28 protein-coding genes and 1 tRNA gene are annotated in these 25,682 nt (G+C 70.1%); 14 read left to right on the forward strand and 15 right to left on the reverse strand.

Annotation, left to right across the window (positions count from 1 at the left end; all coding sequences use genetic code 11):
- Nucleotides 1-31 precede the first annotated feature (31 nt).
- The 9 genes from cmk to BLQ77_RS18260 all read left to right on the forward strand — a co-directional run bounded on the left by cmk (nucleotide 32) and on the right by BLQ77_RS18260 (nucleotide 7,081).
- Nucleotides 32-655, forward strand: a complete 624-nt coding sequence (cmk, locus tag BLQ77_RS18220) for a (d)CMP kinase (RefSeq protein ID WP_089961802.1) — start codon at nucleotides 32-34, stop codon at nucleotides 653-655.
- Nucleotides 652-1,644 carry an aldo/keto reductase gene (locus BLQ77_RS18225; RefSeq protein ID WP_089961805.1) on the forward strand — a complete coding sequence of 331 codons (993 nt, stop codon included), beginning with the start codon at nucleotides 652-654 and terminating at the stop codon, nucleotides 1,642-1,644. Before cmk ends, BLQ77_RS18225 begins: the two co-directional genes overlap by 4 nt.
- Before the next feature lie 411 nt (nucleotides 1,645-2,055).
- The gene (gene rpsA / locus BLQ77_RS18230; protein ID WP_089961806.1) at nucleotides 2,056-3,732 is read left to right on the forward strand and encodes a 30S ribosomal protein S1; all 1,677 of its coding nucleotides are present in this window, start codon (nucleotides 2,056-2,058) and stop codon (nucleotides 3,730-3,732) included.
- Nucleotides 3,733-3,874: 142 nt separating this feature from the next.
- Entirely contained in the window at nucleotides 3,875-4,105 is a 231-nt protein-coding gene (locus BLQ77_RS18235; protein ID WP_089961809.1) for a hypothetical protein, read from the forward strand.
- 36 nt (nucleotides 4,106-4,141) lie between these two features.
- On the forward strand, nucleotides 4,142-4,483 hold the full coding sequence (locus BLQ77_RS18240; RefSeq protein ID WP_089961811.1) for a hypothetical protein: 342 nt from the start codon (nucleotides 4,142-4,144) through the stop codon (nucleotides 4,481-4,483).
- Between the two features lie 211 nt (nucleotides 4,484-4,694).
- Entirely contained in the window at nucleotides 4,695-4,976 is a 282-nt protein-coding gene (gene ihfB, locus BLQ77_RS18245) for an integration host factor subunit beta (RefSeq protein WP_008885705.1), read from the forward strand.
- A gap of 10 nt (nucleotides 4,977-4,986) precedes the next feature.
- Nucleotides 4,987-5,337: a LapA family protein gene (locus tag BLQ77_RS18250; protein WP_008883721.1), complete on the forward strand. Its 351-nt coding sequence runs from the start codon at nucleotides 4,987-4,989 to the stop codon at nucleotides 5,335-5,337.
- Nucleotides 5,338-5,433: 96 nt separating this feature from the next.
- The gene (locus BLQ77_RS18255) at nucleotides 5,434-6,105 is read left to right on the forward strand and encodes a phosphoribosylanthranilate isomerase (RefSeq protein ID WP_089961813.1); all 672 of its coding nucleotides are present in this window, start codon (nucleotides 5,434-5,436) and stop codon (nucleotides 6,103-6,105) included.
- A 157-nt stretch (nucleotides 6,106-6,262) separates the two neighbouring features.
- Nucleotides 6,263-7,081, forward strand: coding sequence for a transglutaminase family protein (locus tag BLQ77_RS18260; protein WP_089961816.1), 819 nt, complete (start codon nucleotides 6,263-6,265; stop codon nucleotides 7,079-7,081).
- 408 nt (nucleotides 7,082-7,489) lie between these two features.
- Here the strand turns inward: BLQ77_RS18260 and ykgO are convergent, their stop codons facing one another.
- Together ykgO and BLQ77_RS18270 are read right to left on the reverse strand one after the other, a co-directional pair.
- Entirely contained in the window at nucleotides 7,490-7,615 is a 126-nt protein-coding gene (gene ykgO, locus BLQ77_RS18265) for a type B 50S ribosomal protein L36 (protein ID WP_008884645.1), read from the reverse strand.
- Nucleotides 7,616-7,695: 80 nt separating this feature from the next.
- Nucleotides 7,696-7,770: transfer RNA gene (locus BLQ77_RS18270), tRNA-Val, on the reverse strand.
- A gap of 215 nt (nucleotides 7,771-7,985) precedes the next feature.
- On the opposite strand from BLQ77_RS18270, the gene BLQ77_RS18275 reads away from it, so the two are divergent.
- Nucleotides 7,986-8,858: an N-formylglutamate amidohydrolase gene (locus BLQ77_RS18275; protein WP_008884365.1), complete on the forward strand. Its 873-nt coding sequence runs from the start codon at nucleotides 7,986-7,988 to the stop codon at nucleotides 8,856-8,858.
- Nucleotides 8,859-8,879: 21 nt separating this feature from the next.
- On the opposite strand, the gene lpxK is transcribed toward BLQ77_RS18275, so the two are convergent.
- From lpxK to rbfA, 7 genes are all read right to left on the reverse strand, one after another.
- Complete coding sequence (lpxK, locus tag BLQ77_RS18280) at nucleotides 8,880-9,869, reverse strand: tetraacyldisaccharide 4'-kinase (RefSeq protein WP_089961818.1); 990 nt, start codon at nucleotides 9,867-9,869, stop codon at nucleotides 8,880-8,882.
- Nucleotides 9,869-11,098 (reverse strand): 3-deoxy-D-manno-octulosonic acid transferase, encoded by a 1,230-nt coding sequence (locus tag BLQ77_RS18285; RefSeq protein WP_040384150.1) that lies wholly within the window; start codon nucleotides 11,096-11,098, stop codon nucleotides 9,869-9,871. The genes lpxK and BLQ77_RS18285 overlap by 1 nt, the downstream gene beginning before the upstream one ends.
- A 5-nt stretch (nucleotides 11,099-11,103) precedes the next feature.
- The gene (locus tag BLQ77_RS18290) at nucleotides 11,104-11,346 is read right to left on the reverse strand and encodes a DUF4170 domain-containing protein (protein ID WP_008883895.1); all 243 of its coding nucleotides are present in this window, start codon (nucleotides 11,344-11,346) and stop codon (nucleotides 11,104-11,106) included.
- Between the two features lie 179 nt (nucleotides 11,347-11,525).
- Nucleotides 11,526-12,305: a 3'(2'),5'-bisphosphate nucleotidase CysQ gene (locus BLQ77_RS18295; RefSeq protein WP_089961820.1), complete on the reverse strand. Its 780-nt coding sequence runs from the start codon at nucleotides 12,303-12,305 to the stop codon at nucleotides 11,526-11,528.
- Complete coding sequence (locus BLQ77_RS18300; RefSeq protein ID WP_089961823.1) at nucleotides 12,292-13,638, reverse strand: TldD/PmbA family protein; 1,347 nt, start codon at nucleotides 13,636-13,638, stop codon at nucleotides 12,292-12,294. The genes BLQ77_RS18295 and BLQ77_RS18300 overlap by 14 nt, the downstream gene beginning before the upstream one ends.
- 143 nt (nucleotides 13,639-13,781) lie before the next feature.
- A complete protein-coding gene (locus BLQ77_RS18305) occupies nucleotides 13,782-14,528 on the reverse strand; it encodes a phosphodiester glycosidase family protein (protein ID WP_089961825.1) in 747 nt (248 codons plus the stop codon).
- 5 nt (nucleotides 14,529-14,533) lie between these two features.
- The gene (rbfA, locus tag BLQ77_RS18310; protein ID WP_008884880.1) at nucleotides 14,534-14,932 is read right to left on the reverse strand and encodes a 30S ribosome-binding factor RbfA; all 399 of its coding nucleotides are present in this window, start codon (nucleotides 14,930-14,932) and stop codon (nucleotides 14,534-14,536) included.
- Between the two features lie 87 nt (nucleotides 14,933-15,019).
- On the opposite strand from rbfA, the gene dapB reads away from it, so the two are divergent.
- Nucleotides 15,020-15,835: a 4-hydroxy-tetrahydrodipicolinate reductase gene (dapB, locus tag BLQ77_RS18315; RefSeq protein WP_089961827.1), complete on the forward strand. Its 816-nt coding sequence runs from the start codon at nucleotides 15,020-15,022 to the stop codon at nucleotides 15,833-15,835.
- A 512-nt stretch (nucleotides 15,836-16,347) separates the two neighbouring features.
- Here the strand turns inward: dapB and BLQ77_RS18320 are convergent.
- Nucleotides 16,348-16,545 carry a DUF1674 domain-containing protein gene (locus BLQ77_RS18320; RefSeq protein ID WP_089961830.1) on the reverse strand — a complete coding sequence of 66 codons (198 nt, stop codon included), beginning with the start codon at nucleotides 16,543-16,545 and terminating at the stop codon, nucleotides 16,348-16,350.
- A 71-nt stretch (nucleotides 16,546-16,616) separates the two neighbouring features.
- On the opposite strand from BLQ77_RS18320, the gene BLQ77_RS18325 reads away from it, so the two are divergent.
- The 3 genes from BLQ77_RS18325 to purH all read left to right on the forward strand — a co-directional run bounded on the left by BLQ77_RS18325 (nucleotide 16,617) and on the right by purH (nucleotide 21,338).
- A complete protein-coding gene (locus BLQ77_RS18325) occupies nucleotides 16,617-17,879 on the forward strand; it encodes an RsmB/NOP family class I SAM-dependent RNA methyltransferase (protein ID WP_089961832.1) in 1,263 nt (420 codons plus the stop codon).
- A gap of 98 nt (nucleotides 17,880-17,977) precedes the next feature.
- A complete protein-coding gene (locus BLQ77_RS18330; RefSeq protein ID WP_008884298.1) occupies nucleotides 17,978-19,726 on the forward strand; it encodes a heparinase II/III family protein in 1,749 nt (582 codons plus the stop codon).
- Nucleotides 19,727-19,748: 22 nt separating this feature from the next.
- Nucleotides 19,749-21,338 (forward strand): bifunctional phosphoribosylaminoimidazolecarboxamide formyltransferase/IMP cyclohydrolase, encoded by a 1,590-nt coding sequence (purH, locus tag BLQ77_RS18335; RefSeq protein WP_089961834.1) that lies wholly within the window; start codon nucleotides 19,749-19,751, stop codon nucleotides 21,336-21,338.
- A gap of 80 nt (nucleotides 21,339-21,418) precedes the next feature.
- Here purH and BLQ77_RS18340 read toward each other — a convergent pair whose 3' ends face one another.
- The 5 genes from BLQ77_RS18340 to lspA all read right to left on the reverse strand — a co-directional run bounded on the left by BLQ77_RS18340 (nucleotide 21,419) and on the right by lspA (nucleotide 25,665).
- Nucleotides 21,419-21,649: a cytochrome b/b6 domain-containing protein gene (locus BLQ77_RS18340; protein ID WP_207545857.1), complete on the reverse strand. Its 231-nt coding sequence runs from the start codon at nucleotides 21,647-21,649 to the stop codon at nucleotides 21,419-21,421.
- 97 nt (nucleotides 21,650-21,746) lie between these two features.
- Nucleotides 21,747-23,063 (reverse strand): M16 family metallopeptidase, encoded by a 1,317-nt coding sequence (locus tag BLQ77_RS18345; RefSeq protein ID WP_089961835.1) that lies wholly within the window; start codon nucleotides 23,061-23,063, stop codon nucleotides 21,747-21,749.
- Nucleotides 23,060-24,445, reverse strand: a complete 1,386-nt coding sequence (locus BLQ77_RS18350; protein ID WP_008884822.1) for a M16 family metallopeptidase — start codon at nucleotides 24,443-24,445, stop codon at nucleotides 23,060-23,062. Before BLQ77_RS18350 ends, BLQ77_RS18345 begins: the two co-directional genes overlap by 4 nt.
- Before the next feature lie 147 nt (nucleotides 24,446-24,592).
- Complete coding sequence (locus BLQ77_RS18355; protein ID WP_089961980.1) at nucleotides 24,593-25,123, reverse strand: DUF3035 domain-containing protein; 531 nt, start codon at nucleotides 25,121-25,123, stop codon at nucleotides 24,593-24,595.
- A gap of 53 nt (nucleotides 25,124-25,176) precedes the next feature.
- Entirely contained in the window at nucleotides 25,177-25,665 is a 489-nt protein-coding gene (lspA, locus tag BLQ77_RS18360; protein WP_008886085.1) for a signal peptidase II, read from the reverse strand.
- Nucleotides 25,666-25,682 lie beyond the last annotated feature (17 nt).

Below are 25,682 nucleotides of genomic sequence, written 5' to 3' on the forward strand. Positions count from 1 at the left end.
GAGCACTGTCCGAACCGGAGACCACGCCCCCATGAGCTTCACCATCGCCATCGACGGACCGGCGGCCGCCGGCAAGGGCACCATCAGCAAGCGGCTGGCGGCGCATTTCGGCTTCGGTCACCTCGACACCGGGTTGCTCTACCGCGCGGTGGGTCGCCTGATGCTGACCGGCACCGAGCCGGTGGCGGCGGCGCAGGCGCTGGTGGCGGCCGATCTCGAGGCCGAGGGGCTGCGCACGGCGCAGGTGGCGCAGGCCGCGAGCAAGGTCGCCGCGATCCCCGAGGTCCGCGCAGCACTGGTGGATTTCCAGCGCGCCTACGCCCGGCGGTCGGGCGGCGCGGTGCTTGACGGGCGCGATATCGGCACGGTGATCTGCCCCGAGGCCGAGGCCAAGCTCTTCGTCACCGCCAGCGCCGAGGTCCGGGCCCGCCGGCGCTTCGACGAGTTGCAGGGCAACGGGGTCCAGACCGATTACGAGACCGTCCTTGCCGAGACGAAGGAGCGCGACCACCGCGACCGCACCCGCGCCGACGCGCCGCTGCGCCCGGCGGAGGACGCGGTGATCCTCGACACCTCGGAGATGGACATCGAGAGCGCCGTCGCGCAGGCCATCGCCGCGGTCAACGCCACCATGAGCGAGAGGGCAGGGCAATGAGAACGCGCAACATCGGCGGGACGCAGGTCTCGTGCCTCGGCATCGGGGCGATGTCCTTCGCGGATTTCTACGGGCCCACGACCGAGGAGAACTCCTTTGCCATCCTCGATGCCGCCCGCGCCGCCGGGGTGACCCACATCGACACCTCGAACGTCTACGGCATGGGCCGCTCGGAGCGCACCATCGGGGCCTGGCTTGCGGCGAATCCCGGTGCGCGCGAAGGCGTGCACATCGCCACCAAGGCGGGGATCACCCGCACCGCCGACGGCCAACGCGCCTTCGACAACTCGCTGGCGCACATGGAGCACGAGCTCGACGGCTCGCTGGCGCGGCTGGGCACCGATTGCGTCGATCTCTTCTACGTGCACCGCTACCAGGCGGCGATCCCGGTCGAGGACGTGGCGGGCACCATGGGGCGGCTGGTCGAGAAGGGCAAATGCAAGGCCATCGGCTTCTCGGAGATCGCGCCGTCGACGCTGCGCCGGGCCCATGCCGTGCATCCCGTCGCCGCGGTGCAGTCGGAATACTCGCTGTCGACGCGGCTGCCCGAGATGGGGCTGCTGCAGGCCTGCGAGGAGCTGGGCGTCGCGCTCGTTGCCTTTTCGCCGGTGGGGCGCTCGCTGCTGACCGACACGCCGATCACCCGCGAGCGGATCGCGGCCAACCCCTTCCTCGCCTCGAACCCGCGGATGATGGAGCCGAACCTCTCGGCCAACCTGAAGATCGTCGAGGGCTTCCGGGCGCTCGCCGCCGAGATGGGGCTGAGCGCCGCGGCGCTGGCCATCGCCTGGGGGCTGCACAAGGGCGGACACGTGGTCTCGATCCCCGGCACCCGCTCGGTCGCGCATTTCGCCGAGCTCGTGGCGGGCGCCGAGGCCGAGCTCACGGCCGAGGACATGGCCCGGGTCGAGACGGTGCTGCCGATCGGCTGGTGCCACGGCGACCGGTACTCGCGCGACCAGTCGGTGGGGCCCGAGAACTACTGCTGAGCCCGCGGGGCCGGCGGCAGGAAGGGGGCGCTGCCCCCGTCGCGCGATGCGCGACTCCCCCGGGATATTTCAGGCCATTGGATGCCCATGGGCGGGGCTCCCGGTTTCCAATGGCCCCAAATATCCCCGCCGGAGGCATCCGGGGCTGCGGCCGGGCGGCGGGTCGGAACGAGGGCGCGGCGTTCGGGGCTTGATCCGGGCGCGCGCTTTGCGTATACCGCGCCCGGTCAAGACAGGCGACAACGCCGCGGACAGGACAACGGGCAGGGCCAGGATTTCATCCGGCCCTTTTTGTCATACGCGGATGTCTGAACGGGCCAGAAGGTTCGCCGCAAGTGCGGACATCATCCAAGACCGGCGGAGACAACCGCCCGGCCAGAAAAAACGAATTGTAAAGGAACATGACGCCACATGGCTAACGCAACCATGGAGGAATTCGAGGCCCTCCTTAATGAAAGCCTCGAAATGGACACTCCGGACGAAGGTTCGGTTGTCAAAGGCAAGGTCATCGCGATCGAAGCGGGCCAGGCCATCATCGACGTCGGCTACAAGATGGAAGGCCGCGTCGATCTCAAAGAATTCGCGAACCCCGGCGAAGCGCCCGACATCTCCGTCGGCGACGAAGTCGAGGTGTACCTGCGCTCCGCAGAGAACGCCCGCGGCGAAGCCGTCATCTCGCGCGAGATGGCCCGTCGTGAAGAGGCATGGGACCGTCTCGAGAAGGCCTACGCCGACGACGCCCGCGTCGAAGGTGCGATCTTCGGCCGCGTCAAGGGTGGCTTCACCGTCGATCTCGGCGGCGCCGTTGCCTTCCTGCCCGGCTCGCAGGTCGACGTCCGCCCCGTGCGTGACGCGGGCCCGCTCATGGGTCTCAAGCAGCCGTTCCAGATCCTCAAGATGGACCGTCGCCGTGGCAACATCGTTGTCTCGCGTCGTGCGATCCTCGAGGAATCGCGCGCCGAGCAGCGTGCGGAAGTCATCGCCAACCTCACCGAAGGCCAGACGGTCGACGGCGTGGTCAAGAACATCACCGAATACGGTGCGTTCGTCGACCTGGGCGGCGTGGACGGCCTGCTGCACGTCACCGACATGGCATGGCGCCGTGTGAACCACCCGTCCGAGATCCTGTCGATCGGCGAGACCGTCAAGGTCCAGGTCATCAAGATCAACAAGGACACCCACCGTATCAGCCTCGGCATGAAGCAGCTGCAGGAAGATCCGTGGGATCTGGTTGCCGTCAAGTTCCCGCTGGGGTCGGTCCACAAGGGCCGCGTCACGAACACCACCGATTACGGCGCGTTCGTGGAGCTGGAGCCGGGCGTCGAGGGCCTCGTTCACGTGTCCGAAATGTCCTGGACCAAGAAGAACGTGCACCCCGGCAAGATCGTCTCCACCTCGCAGGAAGTGGACGTCATGGTGCTCGAGATCGACCCGGCCAAGCGCCGCGTGTCGCTCGGCCTGAAGCAGACCATGCGCAACCCGTGGGAGGTCTTCTCCGAGACTCACCCCGAGGGCACGCAGGTCGAGGGCGAGGTCAAGAACATCACCGAGTTCGGCCTGTTCATCGGTCTCGACGGCGAGATCGACGGCATGGTGCACCTCTCGGACCTCTCGTGGGACCAGCGTGGCGAAGAAGCCATCCAGGAATACCGCAAGGGCGACATCGTGCAGGCCGTGGTCACCGAAGTGGACACCGAGAAGGAGCGTATCTCGCTCTCGATCAAGGCCCTCGGCGGCGACAAGTTCGCGGAAGCCGTTGGCGGCGTGAAGCGCGGCTCGATCATCACCGTGAACGTCACGGCGATCGAGGACGGCGGCATCGAGGTGGAATACGAAGGCATGAAGTCCTTCATCCGCCGCTCCGACCTGTCGCGTGACCGCTCCGAGCAGCGCCCCGAGCGGTTCTCGGTTGGCGACCACATCGACGTCCGCGTCACCAACATCGACAGCAAGACCCGTCGTCTGGGCCTGTCGATCAAGGCACGCGAGATCGCCGAAGAGAAGGAAGCCGTGCAGCAGTACGGGTCGTCCGACTCGGGTGCATCGCTGGGCGACATCCTCGGCGCAGCGCTCAAGGGCGACAACTGAGCCTGAGCGACTTCGCTTGTGAATTGGGGGCCCCGCCGGAGAGATCCGGCGGGGCCCTTGCCGTTCCGGGGGCTCGCGATCCTTGACAGGTCGCGTCCGCGGCGGTCAGTCTGGGCAGGGATTTCAACGAGGTCCTTTGCCGATGCCCGATCGTTTCGGTTTCCGCCTTGCGGCCCTGATCGCGGCCATGGCCTGTCCCGCCCCCGTCGCCGCGCAATCGCTCGAGGACGTGGTGCCCTTCGATCCCGTCAACATGGCGGAGACGGGGCGCTTCTGCGAGGCGAACTGGGCAGACGTCCACGACGATCCGACCCTCAAACGCATGTGCCACAACGTCTTCATCTGCGGCGACGGCGGCTGCCTTCCGGAGTAGATCGTCGCGGTTGTGGCGCGGGAGCGCGAGGAGGAATTGCGCGCGGTCGTGGCAGGGCTGCCGCTCGACGGCTTCGCGCCATGCGATCCGGGCGATCCCTGGCAGCGGTATTACGCGGCGCCGCTGGAACAGGAGCTCGAGCCCATGGGGCTTCTCGGGTTCCTCGAGCCGCTTCGCGGTCGCGACGTGATCTCCTACTGCGGCAAGACCTTTCCGGGTTTCGAGGCCGACGTGGTGGCGACGCTGCGCCAGTTCGGCACCGAGGACCTGCTTCCCGGGGCTGTCGCGGCGGTCGAAAGTGCCTTCGGCGGCTTCTTCACGACGCTTTTCCTGACCCTCTTCGGGCAGGAGGCGCCGGAGACGCGTGCGCGCACGTGACGCCCGCGAATCGCGCGAACGTGAAGAGGCCTTTCTGCGGCGCAGCACCGCGCTATGTGGTCGGCAGACCGGCCGCTCGGCGGGAAAATGGCTTCAAACTGCTGCTACAGAATGCTTTTTCAGGGTGGCCGCCGGGTTTCCGGTTGGCGCGAAGGCGCCGAGTGTCGTAGAACGAAAAGGCGCGGAGAGACGCATTGAGGGATGTGCGAGGATGATCAGATCGGAATTGATCCAGAAGATCGCGGAGGAGAACCCGCATCTCTACCAACGTGACGTGGAGCGGATCGTGAACACGATCTTCGAAGAGATCACCAATGCCATGGCCCGGGGCGACCGGGTCGAACTGCGCGGTTTCGGCGCCTTTTCGGTCAAGAAGCGCGATGCCAGGATGGGGCGTAACCCCCGGACGGGCGACGCGGTCGAGGTCGAGGAGAAGCACGTGCCCTTCTTCAAGACGGGCAAGCTGCTGCGCGACCGGCTGAACGGAAAGTAAGAACAGGACCATGCGCTACATTCGCTTTGCATTTCTGGGCGCCCTCGCGGTCGTCCTCATCGCCGTTGCGATGGCCAACCGCTCGATGGTCGAGCTGCAGCTGCTGCCCGATGAACTGGCGTCGTTGCTGAGCTTCCAGCAGACCCTGAGCCTGCCGCTGTTCCTGGTGTTCTTCGGCGGCATCGTCTTCGGCCTGCTGATCGGCTTCGTCTGGGAGTGGCTGCGCGAGCACAAGCACCGCGCCGCCGCCGCCGAGCGCAAGACCGAGGTCCGCAAGCTCGAGCGCGAGCTGAAGAAGACCCAGGCCGAGCGCGACAAGGACAAGGACGAGGTCCTCGCGATCCTCGACCAGAGCGCCTGATCCTGCTTCAGGGCGCCGGCGCCCGTCCGGACTCCCTTGGGGGGATCCGGGCACCGGACCACGAGCCGGGCAACGCGCCAGATGGGACCTGTGGTCATGGATGACATCCGGGTAAAGATCTGTGGGCTCAAAAGGCCCGAAGAGGTGGCGGCCGCCGCCGGTGCCGGTGTGCGCTACATCGGGCTGGTGTTCTTCCCGCGCAGCCCGCGGGCGGTGAGCCTCGGGCAGGCGCGGTCGCTGGCGCTCGAGGCGCCGGTGGGGCTCGCCAAGGTGGCGCTCGTGGTCGATGCCGAAGACGCGCTGCTCGACCAGATCGTGGAGACGGTGCCACTCGACATGCTTCAGCTGCACGGGCGCGAGAGCGTCGAGCGCGTGGTCGAGCTGCGCGCCCGCTACGGTCTGCCGGTGATGAAGGCGGTGGGGGTGGCCTCGGAAGAGGATCTCCCGGCGCTGCAGGAGTATGCGCGCGTGGCCGACCAGCTGCTGGTCGATGCCAAGGCGCCGAAGGGCTCCGTGCTTCCGGGCGGCAACGGGCTGAGCTTCGACTGGCGGCTGCTCGCCGGGCGGCGCTGGCCCTGTCCGTGGATGCTTGCCGGTGGGCTGACGCCCGACAATGTCGGGCAGGCCATCGCCCTGACCGGGGCGCGGCAGGTCGACGTCTCCTCGGGCGTCGAATCGGCGCCGGGGGTGAAGGATCTCGACAAGATCGCTGCCTTTGCCAGTGCCGCCGCTGCGGCGGGCACCGTGGACGCCGTCCCGCGGCTCTGAGCCGCCACGGGCCCGGCGGCCCTCAAGCCCCACGGGCGCTGCCCATCGAAAAGGCTGGCTGCCGCCCTCGGCGCCCGCCGAGGGCGTTCCGCGCTGGAAACTCCCCCGACAGCGGTGCTTTGCTGCGTGCTGAAGCGCCCGGCAGGAGGAGCCCGCGATGCGATTTTCCATACGTCACGAGACCGTCTACCGCTACGAGGCCCCGGTGAGCCTCGCGCCGCACGTGCTGCGGCTGACCCCGCGTGCCGACACCGGCCGCGTGCTGTCGCGGCGGCTGCTGATCCTGCCCGAGCCGCTGTCGCTGATCGAAGAGACCGACGCCCACGGCAATTGCCTCACGCGGGTCGAATTCGGGCCCGCCACGCAGCGCCTCTCCATCGAGAGCCGGTTCGAGGTCGAGACGGCGGTCCCCGGCACGGCGGGGCAGGACGTCGTGCTGCCGTGGCGCGAGGCGCCGGAGGGGTTTGCGCCGTGCCTTGCGCAGGCCGATCCCGGCGCGGCAGTGCGGAGTTTCGCGCAGGGGATGGTCGCCGCCGGGGGCGGGCGGGCGCCCGGCTTTCTCGATGCGCTGACCACGACGCTCTTTGCCCGCACCGACCGGCACATCCGCGAGACGGGCTATGCCCAGAGCCCTGAGGAGACGCTGCTGAGGGCACAGGGCGCGTGCCGGGACCTCGCGGTGCTCTTCATCGCCTGCTGCCGCCTCATGGGCCTGCCTGCGCGCTTCGTGAGCGGCTATCAGGCGCGGGCCGAGAGCGTCGATGGCAGGCGCCACCTGCACGCCTGGCCCGAGGTCTGGCTGCCCGGCGGCTGGGTCGCCTTCGACCCGACCCACGGCACCCGTGTCAGCGACGGCCACGTGGCGCTCTTCGCCGCGCCGGAGCAGGCAGCAACGATGCCGGTGGAGGGCGGCTACTACGGCGCCCCGACGGGCGCTACGCTGCGCTACAGCGTGGAGATCGAGGCGACGGGCTGAGGGAAGGCGTGGCGCTGCGGGGGGAGGCGAGAGGGAGAGGCGGAGGTCCGTTGGCCGGAGCCCCGACTGCTCTCGCAGGGAGAGCCGGAGCCCGTGGAGCTCGGGGCCAGTGCTTGGCGAGCGTGGGCTCGAAGCAAGGGAGCGGGAAGGTCCGCGACGGAATCCGGAAAGCCAGCGAGTGCCGGTGAACCTCGGGTTCGGTGTCCGGCGCGCGCCAACCGGGGATGCGAGCCCTGCACGCGCCATCTGGAAAACAAGAGCCCGGGCAGGGCGGCGGCACGGCCCGGTCCGCCTAGTCCGAAAAAAACAAAGCCCGGGAAACCCGGGCCCTGGGAAAACAGAAAGGCCACCCGCGAGGGTGGCCCTTGTTCGTCTCGTGAGATCGCCCGGAGACGATCCTCAGCAGTTTCAGCCCTGACGAGCTTTGAAACGACGCTGGGTCTTGTTGATCACGTAGACGCGGCCCTTCCGGCGCACGACGCGGCAGTCGCGGTGGCGCTGTTTGAGCGAGCGGAGCGAGTTTGCGACCTTCATTTGGGTCTCTCCTCTTATCGCGGCGCGCGAGCGCCAGCCGTTGAAGTCTGGCTTCGCTTCCGCGAAGCCGGTGAAGGTCATGGTGGGCGGTACTGGGATCGAACCAGTGGCCCCTACGATGTCAACGTAGTGCTCTACCGCTGAGCTAACCGCCCATTCATGGCCTGCGCTTATGCTCTCATCATGCCCCGGAAAGTAACGGGGCGCGGGGAGAACCGCGCCGGTGGAGGGCTCTATAAAAGGAGTCGGAGACCGTGGCAAGGGCTTTCGGGAGAGAAATCCTGCATCCTGCCGATCTTTCCGAACCTCTTGCAAAACAGTCTTTTTGCAGCGGTGGAAATCGGGCTAGAGTGATCCGGAAGGAGACGGAATGCCCAAAGTCGCATATCATCTCGACCTGCCGGATGCCCCCACGTCCTGCGCGGTCTTTGCCTCGCCGCATTCCGGACGCGACTACCCCTGGAGCTTCCTGCGCGGCACGATTCTCGACGAACAGTCCATCCGCTCTTCCGAGGACGCCTTCGTCGACCGGCTCTTCGACTGCGCGCCGCAATTCGGGGCACCGCTGTTGCGGGCCGGGGCGCCGCGCGCCTTCATCGACCTGAATCGGGCCCCGGACGAGCTCGACCCCGCGCTGATCGAGGGCGTGCGCCGCACCGGGCACAATCCGCGCGTGGCCAGCGGGCTGGGCGTGGTGCCGCGGGTGGTGTCGAACGGCCGCGCGATCTACCGCGGCAAGCTGCCGCTGGCCGAGGCCGAGCGCCGGATCTCGCGCTACTGGCATCCCTATCACACCCAGCTCAGGGCGCTGCTCGACCGGTCTCTGGCGCAATTCGGCGAGGCGGTGCTGATCGACTGCCATTCCATGCCTCACGAGGCGGTGGACGGAATCGCCCGCAACTCGGCGCGGCGGCCCGAGATCGTGATCGGTGACCGCTTCGGCGCCTCTGCCACCCCCGAGATCGTCGAATGCATCGAGAGCGCCTTCGCCGCGGCGGGGCTCACCGTGGTGCGCAACACGCCCTTTGCCGGGGCCTACGTGACGCAGGCCTACGGCCGGCCGTCGCGCGGGCAGCATGCGGTGCAGGTCGAGATCGACCGGTCGATCTACATGGACGAGACGCAGATTCGCCCCAACGCCAATTTTCAGGCCTTCCGTCGCATCCTGCGCGGCGTGGTGGCCGAGATCTCGGCCATCGGGCATCGCGACCGCGACCGCGAGCAGCCGCTCGCCGCGGAATAACCGCCTCAGGCGTCAGGCACGTCAGCCGAACAGCGCAGACAGCGCCGCGTCGAGGGGCGCGGGGGTCTCGATCTGCAGGCGCACCGGCAGGGTGAGCACCCTGGGCCGGAACGCCGCGGGCAGGCGCACCGCGTCCTTCTCGGTGGTCACCAGCTGCGCCCCGAGCCGCGCGGCATCGGTCTCGAGCCGGGTGAGCAGTGCCGGGGTGAAGGGCTGGTGATCGTCGAGCGCGCGGCATTCGCGCAGCTCGGCGCCCAGGGATTTCAGCGTGGCGAAGAACTTCTCCGGGTGGCCGATGCCCGCGAAGGCGAGCGCCGGCAGGTCCTGCCAGTCCATGCCGGTCTGCAGCGGCTCGAGCCGTGCGGTGACGTGGGGCAGGGCGATGCTGCCCTTCCATGTCTCGGCAAAGGCGCGTTGCGCCGGCTCGGGTCCGATCGAGAGCAGCAGGTCGGCGCGGGCGAGCCCCGTGGCCACCGGCTCGCGCAGCGGGCCTGCGGGCATGCAGCGGCCGTTGCCGAAGCCCTTGGCGGCGTCGACCACCACCAGCGACAGGTCCTTGTGCAGCGCAGGGTTCTGGAACCCGTCGTCGAGCAGGATGACCCCGGCGCCGGCCGCGACGGCGGCGCGCGCCCCGGCGGCGCGGTCGCGGGCCACCCAGACCGTCGTGAAGGCCGCCAGCAGCAGCGGCTCGTCGCCGACGTCCTCGGGGCCGTGGCGGGCGGGATCGACGCGCACGGGGCCTTCCAGGCGGCCTCCGTAGCCGCGCGAGACCACGTGCACCGACAGCCCGCGCTGCGTCAGCCGCTCGGTCAGCGCGATCACGGTGGGGGTCTTGCCGGTGCCGCCCGCGTTGATGTTGCCGACGCAGATCACCGGGACGTCGACGCGCGCGCCCGGGCGGGCGATGCGCCGGGCGGTGGCGCGGGCGGTCAGGGCACCGAGCGGAGCCAGCAGCCGGGCCTGCGGGGCGGGCTGGTCGGGAGGCGTGAACCAGAAGCCGGGCGCGCGCATCAGGCCGCCTCCCCGCTGGTGCCGCCGCCGTCGAGCCACTCGAAGGCGAGCGCGATGACCTCGTCCGTGAGCGCAGCCCCCTGGCTCACCACGTCCCAGCCCGCATGCGCCATGGCGGCGGCGCGGTCGGGGGCGACGAGCTGCGAGATCGCGGTGGCAAGCGTGTCGAAATCGCGGACGATGCGGGCGGCACCGGCCTCGACCAGCCGCGTGTAGGACGACAGGTGGCGGCCGACGTTGGGGCCGTAGAGCAGCGCCGCGCCATGGGCCGCCGCTTCGAGCGGGTCCTCGCCGCCATGGCCGGGCCGCAGCGAGCCGCCCAGGAAGGCCACGGGGGCGAGCCGGTACCAGAGCCCGAGCTCGGAGGCATCCTCCGTGAGCAGCACCTGGCAGTTCTCGTCGGGCATCTCGCCGTTTTCCCAGCGCGCGACGCGCAGGTCGCTGTCGCGGGCCAGCGCCTCGATGGCGGCACCGTCCTCGCGGGTGGCGGGGACCAGCAGCAGGATCAGCCGGTGGGCGAGGCGGGTGGCGCGGCGATGGGCCTGCAGGATGTCGGGCGCCTCTTCGGCGCGGGCGCGGGCGGCCAGCCAGACCGGGCGGCCGGAGAGCAGCTGCGCCATCTCCTCGTGCAGGTCCGGGTCGCAATCGAGCGGCGGCGTGGTCTCGGTGAGCGGACCGGCGCGGCGCAGGTGCTGGTCGGGTAGCCCGGCTCGGCGCAGGCGGCGCACGGCAGCGTCATCCTCGGCGAAGATGCGGTCGAAGAGCGCCAGCGTCGCCGCGGCACTGTCGGGCACCCAGAGCGGCGCGGGCGTCTGCCAGGGCTCGTTGCGGGCGCCGAGCAGCATCAGCCGGCTGCCCGCGTCCGAGAGCCGCGACAGCAGCGCCGGGTGCAGGCGCTGGCCGGTCCAGAGCGCGAGATCGGGGCGCCAGTGGGCGGCGAAGCTCTGGGCGTCGGACGCGCTGTCGGGGGGCAGCGGCTGGGCGAGGCAGCCGCGCGGATCGAGCGCAGGGTCCGGTCCGTCCGAGGGCCATGTCAGCAGCGCCGAGATCTCGGGGCGCTGCGACTGCATGCGCGCGGCAAGCGCCGACAGCGCGCGGGCGGTCTCGGGGCGCTCGGCATGGGCCCAGATCAGCGGCCCGTCCGGGCGCGGCAGCATGGCCGGGGCCGCCGCGGGGCGGCCTCGGGCAAAGGCGAGGTAGGCCTGAAGCGCGAAAGGTCTGCGCGACAACGGTGTCAGCCGAGTTCCTCGGTGGTCGAGGCTTCGGTCTCCTCGTCGCGGAGACGGTGAAGGTGGGCGATGTAGTAGCGCATGTGGGCGTTGTCCACGGTGCGCTGCGCCTCGGCCTTCCACGCGTCATGGGCGCTGGCGTAGTCGGGGAAGATGCCCACCACGTGCAGGTCTTCGACGTTCTTGAAGACGTTCTTTTCCGGGGTCACCAGCTCGCCGCCGAAGACGAGATGAAGTCGCTGAACCATGCTCTGACCTTTCAGATAATGACGGGCGCAACCTACGGTCTCCCCCCGCCACGTCAAGTCGCGAGGTCGGGAGGTGCCGCGAGGGAGGCCATACGGAATGCCGACAGCGTTTCCTGTCCCGCCAATGCCGCCGCCCGAGGCGGCTTGCACGGCCACGAGGCGGTTCTGCGACGGGGCGCTCAGGGCAGGGGGCGCAGGCGCCGCAGGATGTCGTCGTGCAGCGCCGGGTTCGCGGCCACGATGCCCTGATGCAGCGGCGTGGCGGCGTTGAAGCGGAGCGGCGCGCCGTGACGGTCGGTGATCCGTGCCCCGGCCTCGGACAGCAGCAGGGCGCCGGCGGCGATGTCCCACTCCCAGCTCGGGCGGAAGGTGAACATGGCGTCGAAACGCCCCTCGGCCACCAGCCCCAGCCGGTAGGCGATCGACGGGCGGTGGCTGCGCTGCAGGTCCGGCGCCTCGTGCCAGTGCCCGGGATCGAGCGCCGGCCGCGTCGCCAGCACATGGGCGTCCTCCAGCGTCGCGACCCGGCTCGTGCGAAGGGTCTCGCCGTTGAGTCGCGCGCCCTCACCCAGCGCCGCGTCGTAGAGCCGGTCGCGCATCGGCAGGTAGACCACCGCGGCGGTGATCTCGCCATCCTCGGCCACGGCCAGCGAATGCGCCCAGCTTTCGGAGCCCTCGATGAAGCTGCGGGTGCCGTCGATGGGGTCGACGATGAAGACCCGGCGGGCGGCGAGCCGGGCGCCGTCGTCGGCGCTTTCCTCGCTGAGCCAGCCGTAGTCGGGGCGCGCCCCGCGCAGGATGTCGCCCAGCACGCTGTTCACCGCCATGTCCGCGTCGGTCACCGGGCTGCCGTCCGCCGCCTTGTGGCGCACGTTCATCTCGCCGCCGATGTAGCGCGTGGCGGTCTCGGCCGCGGTCTGCGCCGCCCGGATCAGGAGGGCGAGATCACTCTCCTGCAAGCGTGAGCCCTTCGACCAGCAGCGAGGGCACGACCCGCGACAGCCACGGCCGCGCGTCGTTGGCGGGGGTCATTCGGCGCAGGAAATCGCGCAGGTTGCCGGCGATGGTCACGCCCGAGACCGGGTAGACCGGCACGCCGTTCTCGACCCACATCCCCGCCGCCCCGCGCGAGTAGTCGCCGGTATTGGGGTTGATGGTGGCGCCGATCATCGAGGTCACGACGAGCCCGGTACCCATCTCGGCGAGCAGCTCCTCGCGGCTCTTGTCTCCTTGCGTCAGCGCGAGGTTCCAGCTCGACGGCGACGGCCCGCCAGAGGTGCCGCGCGCGGCGTTCGCGGTGGGGGGCATGTCGAGCTTGCGGGCGGTGGCGAGGTCAAGCGTGTAGCCCGTGAGCACGCCGTTCTCGACCAGCGTGCGCTGCCGGGTCGGCAGCCCCTCGGCATCGAAGGGCCGGCTGCCCGAGATCCGCGGCCGGTGCGGGTCCTCGACCAGCGACAGGCCGCTGGGCAGCACCTCCTCGCCGAGCGCGCCGCGCAGCCACGAGGCGCCGCGCGCCACCGAGGCGCCGTTGGCGGCGGCCATCAGGTGCCCGATCAGCGAGGCGGCGATGCGCTCGTCGAAGAGCACCGGCCAGGCGCCGGTCCTGGGCTTGCGCGGGTTCAGCCGCTCGAGCGCGCGCTCGGCGGCGCGGCGGCCGATCTCCTCGGCGCCGCGCAGGTCGGACTGGAAGGTGCGGCTGTCACCGTCGTAATCGCGCTCCATCGCCAGCCCCTCGCCGGCGATGGCCACGCAGGACACCGACCGCGAGCTGCGCGCATAGCCACCCGAGAAGCCGTTGGATGCGGCAAGATGCACCTCGCGACGGCCGTAGCCCGCGGACGATGCCTGCACCTGGCTCACGCCCTGCACCGCAAGCGCCGCGGCCTCGGCGCGCGAGGCGTCCTCCTGCAGCTCGGCGGGCGAGGGCTCGGCGGCGGGGTCACACATCTCGAGCGCGGCGCTGTCCCACTGCGTGGCAAGCTGCGACGGATCGGCGAGCCCGGCGTGCGGATCCTCGGGCGCCTCCCGGGCCATGGCGACGGCGCGTTCGGCCATCGCCGCCAGCGTCTCGTCGCGGGTGTCCGACGAGGAGACGATGGCGCTTTGCCGTCCCACGAAGACCCGCAGCCCGATGTCGACCCCTTCGGAGCGCTCGGCCCGTTCCAGCGTGCCGCCGCGCACGTCGATCTCGATGGAGCTGCCCTCCACGGCGAGCGCGTCGGCAGACTCCGCCCCGGCTTTGCTGGCGGCGTCGAGAAGGGCTTGGGTCAGGGTGTCGAGGGGGCGGGCCATGGATCCTCCGGTATCGTCCGTCCTTCGAGGTAGGACGGGCGGCGCGTGGGTGCAAGGAAAAGGCGCGCGGGCCGGTCGTGGCAGGGCAGGCCGGGGCAGCCGGCGCCCTCAGCCGGGCGCATCGGTGCTGCGGTCGGGCGGGATCAGTCCGCCGCTTCGACCACGCCCACGATCGGGCCCATGGTGCGGCCGAGATCGCGGCGCGACACCCCCGGCGCCCAGAGCCGCGAGACGTTGCCGTCGAGGAACAGCGCCTGCGGCATCTTCAGGAAGTCGCGGAACATCGAGCCGAACTCGTGGAAGCTCACCGCGTTTTCCGAGATCGCGAAGATCACCGACTTGCCGTCTGCCGAGGTGCCGACGCCGTTGCGCACGTAGCGCGAGGTGCTGTCGGGCAGGAAGCGCGGGTGCAGCTCGCCGTCGATCACCAGCATCGGCCCGGACTGGGTGGCGAAGCGGCAATCGGGCCGGTCGCGCAGGAAGGCGCGGGTCTCGATCACGTCGGCGCGACGGTCGCGGATGCAGAGGATGCCGTTGGGCAGCAGGCCGAAGTTGCCGGGCCCGGCGCTCGAGATCACCCGCATCTGCTCGCGGCCGCGCTCGACGTAGTAGCCCACGGGCGCGCGGTCCTCGTGGTACATGCCGGCGTTCATCGCGAAGGCAAGCTTGCGGCCCTCTTGGTGCAGCGCGGTGTCGAGTGCGGTGAACTGGCCCCAGGGCGTGCCGTCTGGCGTGCTGAGGAAGGTGCGCAGCTCTTCCTTGGCGGGGAACACCTTGCACAGCGTGTAGCGGTTGCCCTCGTAGACCGAGGTCTCGCAGGTCACGGCCCGGGCGGGCAGCGCCGCGAAGGCCGCGAGCGCCAGTGCCGCGGCGGCGAGCCAGCCTCGCACGCCGCTTACTCCTCTTCCAGGTCGCGGCGCACCGCGTCCTGTGCGAACAGGCGGCGGGTCTCGTCGAGCCGGTCGAAGGTCTCGTCCAGCTTGAAGCGCAGCTCGGGCGCGAATTTCAGCGTCAGCCCCTTAGAGACGGCGCGGCGCAGCTCCGAGCGGTTGCGCTTGAGCAGGTCGAACATCTCGTCCGAGGCGCCACCGCCGAGCGGCACGACATAGGCGGTCGCGACCTTGAGGTCCGGCGACACGACGACCTCGCCCACGGTGATCGACAGGCGGTTGAGTTCGGGGTCGTGGATGTCGCCCCGGGTCAGCACGTCCGAAAGGGTGCGGCGAATGAGTTCGCCGACCCGAAGTTGCCGCTGGCTGGGACCGTGCCCATCTTGGAATCTGTTCTTGCCCATGTCTCCCCACTTAGTCCTTGCCCGCCCCTTTGCCAAGCGCGCCGACGCGGGGTAAGGAAAGCCGGAACAGATGGATCGGAGAGCAGGATGACCGAGAAGCCGGGTGTCGTGGTGACGGGCGCGTCGGGCCGCATGGGCCAGATGCTGGTGCGCGAGGTGCAGAAGAGCGACCGGCTGAAGCTCGTGGGCGCGGTCGAGCGCTCGGGCAACGACTGGGTGGGCCGGGATCTGGGGCTCTGCATGGGCGGCACCGAGACGGGCATCACCGTGACCGACGATGCGCTCGAGGCCTTTGCCAGGGCACAGGCGGTGATCGACTTCACCAGCCCCGCGGCCACCGTGGGCTTCGCCGAGCTTGCCGCCCAGGCGCGCGCCGTCCACGTGATCGGCACCACCGGGCTCTCCGACGACGACCTGAGGAAGATCCACGTGGCCGCCCGCCACGCGGTGATCGTGCGCGCCGGCAACATGTCGCTGGGGGTGAACCTGCTGACCCGGATCACCAGACAGGTCGCCGCGGCGCTCGACGCCGACTGGGACATCGAGATCATCGAATCCCACCACAACCAGAAGGTCGACGCGCCGTCCGGCACGGCGCTGATGCTGGGCGAGGCGGCGGCCGAGGGCCGCGGGGTGGCGCTCTCCGAAGTCTCGGACCGGGGCCGCGACGGCATCACCGGCAAGCGCGAGCGCGGCCACATCGGCTTCCACGCCATCCGCGGCGGCGACGTAGTGGGCGAGCACGAGGTGATCTTCGCCACCGCGGGCGAGCGCATCGTGCTCAAGCACCTTGCCTCGGACCGCACCCTCTTTGCCCGCGGCGCCCTCAAGGCGGCGCTCTGGGGGCAGGACAAGGCCCCGGGCGAATACGACATGCTCGACGTGCTCGGCCTCGGCGACTGAGCCACGGCCGGCACCGGGTGGCCCGCGACCAGCGCCAGACGGCCGGCTCTCACGCTGGCCGCCTTCACCGCCCGGCCCGGCCCTCTCGCTGGCCCACCTGACCGCCGCTCCGGGTAAGCCAGACGGACGTGGCAAAGGCGCTCTTCCGGTCTTCCTCTGGCCAGAAATATCCCGGGGTGAATTGGCGCGGTACGTGCCAAGAGGGGCAGCGCCCCTCCACCCGGCGCGGGCAGCGCCCGCGCAACACCTGAAGGGCGGGCAAGGCCCGCACATGCCTTAGGTACCTCGGAATGCCGCGCATGATTTCAGACCCGGCGCGCGTCCACTAAAACATGTCTAGCGCCGCGCAGGACGTGCGCCGCGTCTCAGACTGAACCAGCCTGCGCCGCATTCCGGATCAAGGACGAAAACCCGCGCCATTCCTCGGGCGCCACGCGGACCAGGCGCGGAACCAGCCACACTCAGGAACAAAGCGCTCCTCGGACGCCTGCTCCCCTCAGGACCCACCGCCCTCAGAAGTCGATGGCGAGGCCCTTCTTCTCCCAGTCGCCGTAGCGTGCGGGGTCGAGCCCGTCGCGGCCGCCGTATTCCTTCGGCGTCGGACTCTTCGCCTCGGCGTCCTCTGCCAGCCGTCGGCGCTCGGCGGCCTCGGCCAGCGCGCGCCGGGCGGCGGGGGGAAGGTCGGGCTTGGGCATCTGGTCGTCGGACATGGCGGCTTTCCTCGCGGGGGTCCCCCTGATATAGGCCCCGCCAGCCCATCGACACAACCCGGGAGAGCCCGATGCCCGCCACTCCGACCGCCCGCGGCCAGGCCGTTCAGCTTCTGGGACAGGTGCTCGGGCAGGGGCGCCTGCTCTCAGAGGCCATGTCCGGCGGCGCCTGGGACAGCCTCGCCCCGGCCGAGCGCGCCGCCGCGCAGCGGCTGGCGCAGGAGGTGCTGCGCAACCTCGAGCGCTGCGACCGGGTCCTGAAGCCGCATCTGCGCAAGGCGCCGCCGCTCTTCGTCAAGAACGTGCTGCGGCTCGGCGCGTGGGAGCTCTGCACCGGCGGCGCGGCCCATGGCGTGGTCAACGAGGCGGTGCAGCTCGTGGGCGCCGACCGCAAGGCGCACAGCATGAAGGGCATGGTGAACGCGGTGCTGCGCAAGCTCGCCGCCGAGGGCCCCGCGCAATGGACGAAGCTCCGCGTCCCGCGCCTGCCGCGCTGGCTGCGCGACCCGCTGGCCAGCGCCTGGGGCGGCAAGCCCGTCGCGGCGATGGAGGCGGCGCACCTGGCCGGCGCCCCGCTCGATCTCACCGCCAAGGGCGACCCCGCGGCGCTGGCCGAACGGCTCGGAGGCGAGCTGCTGCCCACCGGATCGGTGCGGCTGCTCGATGCGGGGCAGGTCTCGGCGCTGCCGGGCTATGACGAGGGCGCGTGGTGGGTGCAGGACGCCGCCGCGGCGCTGCCCGCACGGCTTCTGGGCGACGTGGCCGGGCTCGAGGTGCTCGACATGTGCGCGGCCCCGGGCGGCAAGACCATGCAGCTGGCTGCGGCCGGCGCGAAGGTCACCGCGCTCGACCTCTCCGAGACCCGCATGGCGCGGGTCACCGAGAACCTTGCCCGCACCGGGCTTTCGGCCGCGACCGTCACCGGCGACGCCATGGAGCACGAGGGCAGCTACGACGCCATCCTGCTCGACGCGCCCTGTTCAGCCACCGGCACCATCCGCCGCCACCCGGACCTGCCCCACGCCAGGCACGGCGAGGGCATCACCGAGCTCATCGGCCTGCAGGAGGCGATGTTCGACCACGCCCTGCGGCTGCTGCGGCCCGGCGGGCGGTTGGTCTTCTGCACCTGTTCGCTGATCCCCGACGAGGGCGAATGCCATGTCGAGGAGGCGCTTGCCCGCCATCCCGGGCTCGAGGTTCTCCCGGCCGATGCGCCGGGCATCGAGGACCGCTGGCGCAGCGCCGAGGGCGGGCTGCGGCTGCGGCCCGATTTCTGGGCAGAGCGCGGCGGCATGGACGGGTTCTATATGGCACACCTGCGGAAAGCCGGCTGAGCCGCGCCGTTCCAGGGTGACTCGGAATCACTGATTCGCTAGGCTCTTCCCGACGGAGAACCGCGCCAACAGCGGACGGGTGAGAGGCAAGACGAGGCATGTCGGAGAACGGAGGCTGGTCCGCCGCGCTGACGCGGTTCCTGAACCGTCTGCACGCGCGTCTTGCGGCCCGCGCCCGGACCACCGGCGCGCTGGTCTCGCAGCCCGAACCCCGCAGCACCGGCAGCTACGCGCGCGGCCTTCAGCTCTGCGCCGGCAACCTGATGTTCGCGGGGCACCTGGTCGAAGCCCCCGACGCGATGATCTGGGATCTCGATCCCCCCGACAGCGCCTGGGCGGAAGAGATCCAGGGCTTCCGCTGGCTCGACGATCTCGCCGCCGTCGGCGACGCCCGCGCGCGGCAGGTTGCGCAGCGCTGGCTCTGGGGCTGGATCGACCGCTATGGCACCGGCAAGGGCGACGGCTGGACCCCGGAGGCGGCGGGCCGCCGGCTGATCCGCTGCATCCACCACGCGCTCTTCCTGCTGCGCGGCGTCGAGGGTGACGCCTCGGCGCGGTTCCACCGGGCGCTCGCGGCGCAGGCGGTGTTCCTGAGCCGCCGCTGGCAGGGCGCCGCCCCGGGGCTGCCGCGTTTCGAGGCGCTGACCGGGCTGCTCTACGCCGGGCTCTCGCTCGAGGGCATGGGCCCGCAGGTCGAGCCCGCGCGCCGGGCGCTGGCACGGGACTGCGCGGCGCAGGTCGATGCCGAGGGCGGCATCCCCACCCGCAATCCCGAGGAACTGCTCGAGGTCTTCACCCTGCTGACATGGGCCCGTGCGGCGCTCGAGGCCGAGGACAAGGCCCCCGACGAGGCGCATGTGGCGGCGATCGGGCGCATCGCGCCGACGCTGCGGGCCCTGCGCCACGCCGATGGTGGGCTGGCGCGGTTCCAGGGCGGGGGCAGGGGGCTCGACGGGCGGCTCGACATGGCGCTCGCCGCCTCCGGTGCCAAGCGGCGTCCGCCGGTCGGACTTGCCATGGGCTACGCGCGGCTCGCGGCGGCGCGCACCAGCGTCATCATCGATGCCGCGGCACCGCCCAGGGGGCGGGCCTCGGGCGATGCCCATGCCTCGACGCTGGCCTTCGAGCTCACCTCCGGGCGCCGCCCGGTCATCGTGAGCTGTGGTTCGGGCGCGGTCTTCGGCGAGGACTGGCGGCGGGCCGGCCGGGCCACGCCCAGCCATTCGACGCTTTGCCTCGACGGCTATTCCAGCGCCCGGCTCGCCACTCCGGTGCGGATCGGCGGCATGGAGCGCGAGTATCTCGAGGACGCGCCCGCGCTGGTGCCGGTGCAGATGGCCCAGACCGAGGGCGGGACCCGCTTCGAAGGTGGCCACGACGGCTACCGCCGGACCCACGGGCTGACCCACGCACGGGTGCTCGATCTCGCCTACGACGGCCGCAGCCTGAGCGGCGAGGACATGCTGGTGACGCTTGACGAAGCCGACAAGGCCAGCTTCGACCGGCGCATGGACGCGGCGCGGCTGGCGGGCTTTCCGTGGCAGATCCGCTTCCACCTGCACCCGGACGTGGATGCGCGGCTCGACATGGGCGGCAGCGCAGTGTCGCTGGTGCTGCGCTCGGGCGAGGTCTGGGTGTTCCGCCCCGATGGCACCCCGCAACTGACGGTCGAGCCCTCGGTTTACCTCGAAAAAGGCAGATTGCGGCCCCGTGCCGCCAAACAGGTCGTTTTATCCGGGCGCGCGATGGAGTATGCGACGCGCATCCGCTGGTCCCTTGCCAAGGCACAGGACACCGCAATCGCGGTGCGAGACCTTGTCACGGACGAGACGGAGCCGACGCATTGATCCACCTGGGGACCCGAACCGTATGCCTGACCTGCACAAAGTCGCCCGCGCACTGATTTCCGTATCCGACAAGACCGGCCTCATCGACCTCGGCCGGGCGCTGTCCGAACGGGGAATCGAGATTCTCTCCACCGGCGGTTCCGCCAAGGCGCTGCGCGACGAGGGCATCGCGGTCAAGGACGTGGCCGAGGTCACCGAGTTCCCCGAGATGATGGACGGCCGGGTCAAGACCCTGCACCCGCGCATCCACGGCGGCCTGCTGGCGCTGCGTGACAACGCCGACCACATGGCCTCGATGCAGGGCCACGCGATCCCCGAGATCGACCTGCTGGTGGTGAACCTCTACCCGTTCGAGGAAACCGTCGCCAAGGGCGCCGACTACGAGACCTGCATCGAGAACATCGACATCGGTGGCCCCGCGATGATCCGCGCCGCAGCCAAGAACCACGCCTTCGTCAACGTGGTGACCGACATCGCCGACTACGCGCCGCTGCTGGCCGAGCTCGACGCCAATGACGGCGCCACCTCCTACGCGTTCCGCCAGAAGCTGGCGCTGACCGCCTACGCCCGCACCGGCGCCTACGACGCCGCCGTCTCGACCTGGATGGCGGGCGCGCTGGGCGATGAGGCGCCGCGTCGCCGTGCCTTCGCCGGCGAGATCGCCCAGACCCTGCGCTACGGCGAGAACCCGCACCAGAAGGCCGCCTTCTACCGCGACGGCTCGGACCGTCCGGGCGTCGCCAGCGCCGTGCAGCATCAGGGCAAGGAGCTGAGCTACAACAACATCAACGACACCGACGCCGCCTTCGAGCTGGTCTCGGAGTTCCTGCCTTCGGATGGCCCGGCCTGCGCGATCATCAAGCACGCCAACCCCTGCGGCGTGGCCCGTGGCGCGACGCTCAGGGAAGCCTACCAGAAGGCCTTCGACTGCGACCGCACCTCGGCCTTCGGCGGCATTGTGGCGCTGAACATGAAGCTCGACATGGAGACCGCCGAGGCGATCACCGAGATCTTCACCGAGGTGGTCATCGCGCCGGGTGCCGATGACGCCGCCAAGGAGGTCTTCGCGAAGAAGAAGAACCTGCGCCTGCTGACGACCTCGGGCCTTGCCAACACCGCCGAGCCGGGGCTGGCCTATCGCCAGGTGTCGGGCGGCTTTCTCGTGCAGGACAAGGACAACGGCCTGATCACCCTCGACGACCTGAAGGTGGTGACCAAGAAGCAGCCGACCGAGGACGAACTGCGCGACCTGCTCTTCGCGTGGAAGGTCGCCAAGCACGTGAAGTCCAACGCCATCGTCTACGTCAAGGACGGCGCCACCGTGGGCGTGGGCGCGGGCCAGATGAGCCGCGTCGACTCGGCGCTGATTGCCGCCAAGAAATCCGAGCGCATGGCCGAGGCACTGGGCCTGCCCGAGGCGCTGACCAAGGGCTCGGCCGTGGCGTCGGACGCGTTCTTCCCCTTCGCTGACGGGCTGCTCGAAGCGGCTGCGGCGGGCGCCACCACGGTGATCCAGCCGGGCGGCTCGATGCGTGACAACGAGGTGATCGCGGCGGCCGACGAGGCGGGCCTCGCGATGGTCTTCACCGGAATGCGCCACTTCCGCCACTGAGGCAGCGGGCCGTTTCCGGAAACAGAGAAGGGCCGGAGCGATGCTCCGGCCCTTTTGCGTTGATCCGGGATGGAAAGGGCTCAGCCCGTCCTCCGGCTCAGCACGACGTCGCGCTTGACGAGATGGTGCCAGCCCACGGCCATGGCGATGTGGCCCGGCACCAGAAGCGCGAGGACCCAGCCAAGTTTGCCGTGCCATTCCGCCGGCGCCCGCATCCACGCGATGCCGGCTTCGCGGGGGGCAAAGACGGTCTTGCCAAGGTAGGTGAGCCCGCCCGGGCCGCCGCCGGGGCGGGCATCGACGGATGCCAAGTCCCTGAAATGCAGACGAAATCAGACGCCCGAACCGCAAGAGGCCGGAGCTTTCGCCCCGGCCCCCCGTGATCCCTGCGATGCCCTGCGGCAGCGGTTACTGGACCTGCGGCTCCTCCAGCCCCTCGGGCTGGCCCACCACCACGAAGCGCAGCGCGTCCGGGCGCAGGACCCGTGCCGCGACCCGCTTCACGTCGTCCTGCGTCACCGCCTCGATGCGATCGTTGCGGCTGGCGATGTAGTCGGCGGGAAGTCCGTCCATCTGCATCCCCACGAGGATCCGCGCGATGGTGCCGTTGCCGTCGAAGCGCAGCGGGTAGGCGCCGGTGAGGTAGGTCTTGGTCTGCTCGAGTTCCTGCTCGGTCACGCCCTCGGACGCCATCTTCGCCCATTCGTCGCGGATCACCGAGATCGCCTCGGCGATGCGGTCGTTGGCCGAGGCGACGCGGCCCATCAGCAGCTCGGCATGGTCCATGCCGGCGAGATAGGAATAGACGCCGTAGGTGAGCCCGCGCTTCTCGCGCACCTCGTTCATCAGCCGGGACTCGAAGCTGCCGCCGCCGAGGATGGTGTTCATCACGTAGGCGGCGAAGAAGTCGGGATCGTCGATGGCCAGCCCCTCGTGCCCGAAGACCGCCACCGACTGCGGCGTGTCGAAGGGCACGACGGTGGTGCCGGCGGTGGTCTCGGCGGCCACGTCCGGGGGCAGGGCGGGGCCGGTCTCGGGCAGGTCGCCCAGCAGCCGGTCGATCAGCGCGGAAAGCTCCTCGGGGGTGATGTCGCCCGCGGCGGCGATGTAGACCCGGTCGCGGGTCATGGTGGCGTCATGGGCGGCGATCATGTCGTCTCGGTCGAGCGCGGTGACGCTCTGCTCGGTGCCCTGCGGATCCGAGCCGTAGGGGTGGTCGCCGAAGACCATGGCGTCGAAGGTGGCGCTGGCGATGGCGTCGGGGTCCATGGCGTCGCTGCGGATGCCCGAGAGCACCTGTTCGCGCACCCGGTCGATGGCGTCCTGATCGAAGCGCGGGTTCACGAGGCTCTCGCGCAGCAGCTCCACCGCCGCGTCGCGGTTCTCGGACAGGAAGCGGGCCGAGACCGAAACCGCATCGGCGCTGGCATCGTAGTCGAAGCTGGCGGCGAGCTGCTCGCGCGCCTCTGCAAAGCCGCGGGCGTCGAGTTCGCCCGCGCCTTCCTCGAGCAGCCCGACCATGAGGTTGGTGGCGCCGCGCTTGCCGGGCGCGTCGAGCGACGTGCCGCCGCGGAAGCGGATCTGCAGCGAGGTGAAGGGGATCGAGGGTTCCTCGACCAGCCAGGCCTTGAAGCCGAGCGGCGTCTCGACCTGCTGGATGTCGATCTCGGCCAGCACCGGCGTGGCGAGGAAGAGGCTGAAGACAAATGCGAGAAGCGGTTTCATTGGCTGATCTCCCCGGCCGGAGCGGGCCCGTCCACGGGCATCAGGTAGCCGGTGACCGACTGCTTGCGGTCAAAGACCTTGCGCGCGGCCTCGACGATCTCGTCCGCGGTGATGGATTGCAGCACCTCGGGCCACGCGCGCACGTCCTCGATGGTGAGCCCGGTGGTCAGGGCATTGCCGTAGCGCCGCGCCAGCGAGCCCACGTCGTCGCGCTGGTAGATGCGCTCGGCGCGCAGGCGGAACTTGATCCGCTCGAGCTGCGCCGGGTCGACGCCCTCGTCGAGGAACTCTGCCAGCGCCCCGTCGAGCGCCGCCTCGGCATCTTCCAGCGACATGCCCTTGGCGGGCACGACGACCAGCCCGAAGGTGGTGTCGTCGTAGGAACTCGCGTCGTAGAAGGTCCCGGTATAGAGCGCCTTGCGGGTCTCGAACTGCAGCTTGCGGTTCAGCACCGAGGTCTGGCCGCCGCCGAGGATCTTGTCGAGCAGCACCAGCGCCGCGGCCTCGCGCTGCGCGCCGGGGTCACGCTCGGGGGCGAGGTAGGTGCGCATGACGTAGGGCTGCGCGACGCGGGCGTCCTTGAAGACCAGCCGGCGTTCGGCGCTCTGCGGCGGTTCCTGCGGGCGTTCGCGCGGGGCACCGACCTCGGGGTTGGCGGCAAGCGGACCGTAGTGTTCCTCGGCCAGCTGCCGGACCTCGTCCGGGGTCACGTCGCCCGCCACGATGACGATGGCGTTGTTGGGCGCGTAATTGCGGTGGTAAAAGGCGTTGGCATCTTCAAGACCCAGCGTCTCCATCTCGTGCCGCCAGCCGATGATCGGCACGCCGTAGCGGTGGTTGAGGTACTGCGCCGCCCCCATCTGCTCGCGCATCAGCGCTGACGGGTCGTTCTCGGTGCGCATGTTGCGCTCTTCGATGATGACGTCGCGCTCGGTCAGGATGTCCTCTTCCGACAGGTCGAGGTTGACCATCCGGTCCGCTTCCATCTCCATCATCAGCCCGAGCCGGTCGGCGGCGACGCGCTGGTAATAGGCGGTCTGGTCGTAGGAGGTGAAGGCGTTGTCGGTGCCGCCGTTCTCTGCGACCACCCGCGAGAACTCGCCGGGTTCGAGCGTCTTGGTGCCCTTGAAGAGCAGGTGTTCGAGGAAATGCGCGACGCCGGAATGGCCTGCGGTCTCGTCCGCCGATCCTGCCTTGTACCAGACCATGTGGACCACGACCGGGGCCCGGTGATCCTCGACCACCACGACCTCGAGACCGTTGTCGAGGGTGAAGGTCGAGACCTGGTCACCCGTTTCCGGCGTGGCGGGCGAATCCTGCGCGGGCGCGGGTGGCGCGGCAAGGCAGAGGGCGGCGGCGGCGGCCGCGGCGAGCTTCTTCATGGGCACCTTTCCCCGGTTCTTGAGCCGTCCGGACCCCGGACGCGCCGATCAACCTATCCGCATGCGGAAAGGGTGCAAGCGGGGCTTGCGCGATCGTGAAGCGGCGGCATCGGCCCGTGGATCCCGCGTGCCGGGGTGGGGGAGGCGTTACTCTTCCCAGCCTTCCGGCGGTGCCGAGGGCGTCTGCGCGCCGGCGCGGCGGTAGGCGTCAAGCGCGGAGCGGCTGTCGAGCGATTGCTCCTCGTAGGCCTTGTTGTACTCGTCCTCGGGGAAGAGCTTGAACGAGAACAGCGACTTGCGCTTGCGGTACTCGAGATCGTCCGAGGCCAGCCGGGTGCGGATGCCGGGCTCGGTGCCGTAGCGGGTGGCGCGGTTGACCAGCGCCGCGTCGCCGCCCGAGGGTGTGCCGCCGGCGTTGACCCGCGCGGGGTTGCCGCCAAGGGCCGCGACCGCGTCGGCCTTCGGCGTCTGGTCGGTGCGGTTGGCGCTGCCCGGCGTGGGCGACGGCAGGGCGTTGTAGCTCTCGGGCTGCTGCAGGGGCTTGTTGGGAACGATGGCGAATTCGTTGGGCGTGCCGCTGTTGGTCTTCAGACGGTGCAGCCCGACGTCGCGCCCGAGCGAAGAACAGCCCGCCAGCCCGATCAGCCCCATCATCAGCACACAGTGCGACAGCTTCATTGCCATTCTCCGGTTCTTGCTCGTTCCTGCTTTAACCCATGAACCGCGCGGCGTCACGAGCCCTTTTTCCCCGCTTTCGCGCCGGTTTGCCGGCCTGGCAACAGCACCAGACCCACGGCGCCGGCAAAGATCGCGATATCGGCGACGTTGAAGGCGAAGGGGTTGTCGAGACCGCAGCAGGACATGTTGAGAAAGTCCGCCACGGCGCCATAAAGCAGCCGGTCGACCACGTTGCCGAGCGCGCCTCCGACGAGCAGCCCGCCCGCCACCAGCGCCGCCGGCCCCGGCGGATCGCGGCGCAGCCAGAGCAGCACGAAGAGCACGATGCCGAGCGCCACCGAGATCAGCACCCAGCGGGTGTTGTCGCCGCCGCCGAAGAGGCCGAAGTTGATGCCGTTGTTCCACGCCATGCGGAAGTTCAGGAACGGCGGCCACACGTCGATGGCGAGCTTGCGGTCAAGCTCCATCACGTGCACCACCAGCCACTTGCTGGCCTGGTCGATCAGAAAGGTGACCAGCGCCACCCAGGCCACTGTCCGCATGGCTCTGTCCCTGTCCT

Origin of the sequence: Salipiger thiooxidans, from assembly GCF_900102075.1 — a bacterium.
GTDB lineage: Bacteria > Pseudomonadota > Alphaproteobacteria > Rhodobacterales > Rhodobacteraceae > Salipiger > Salipiger thiooxidans.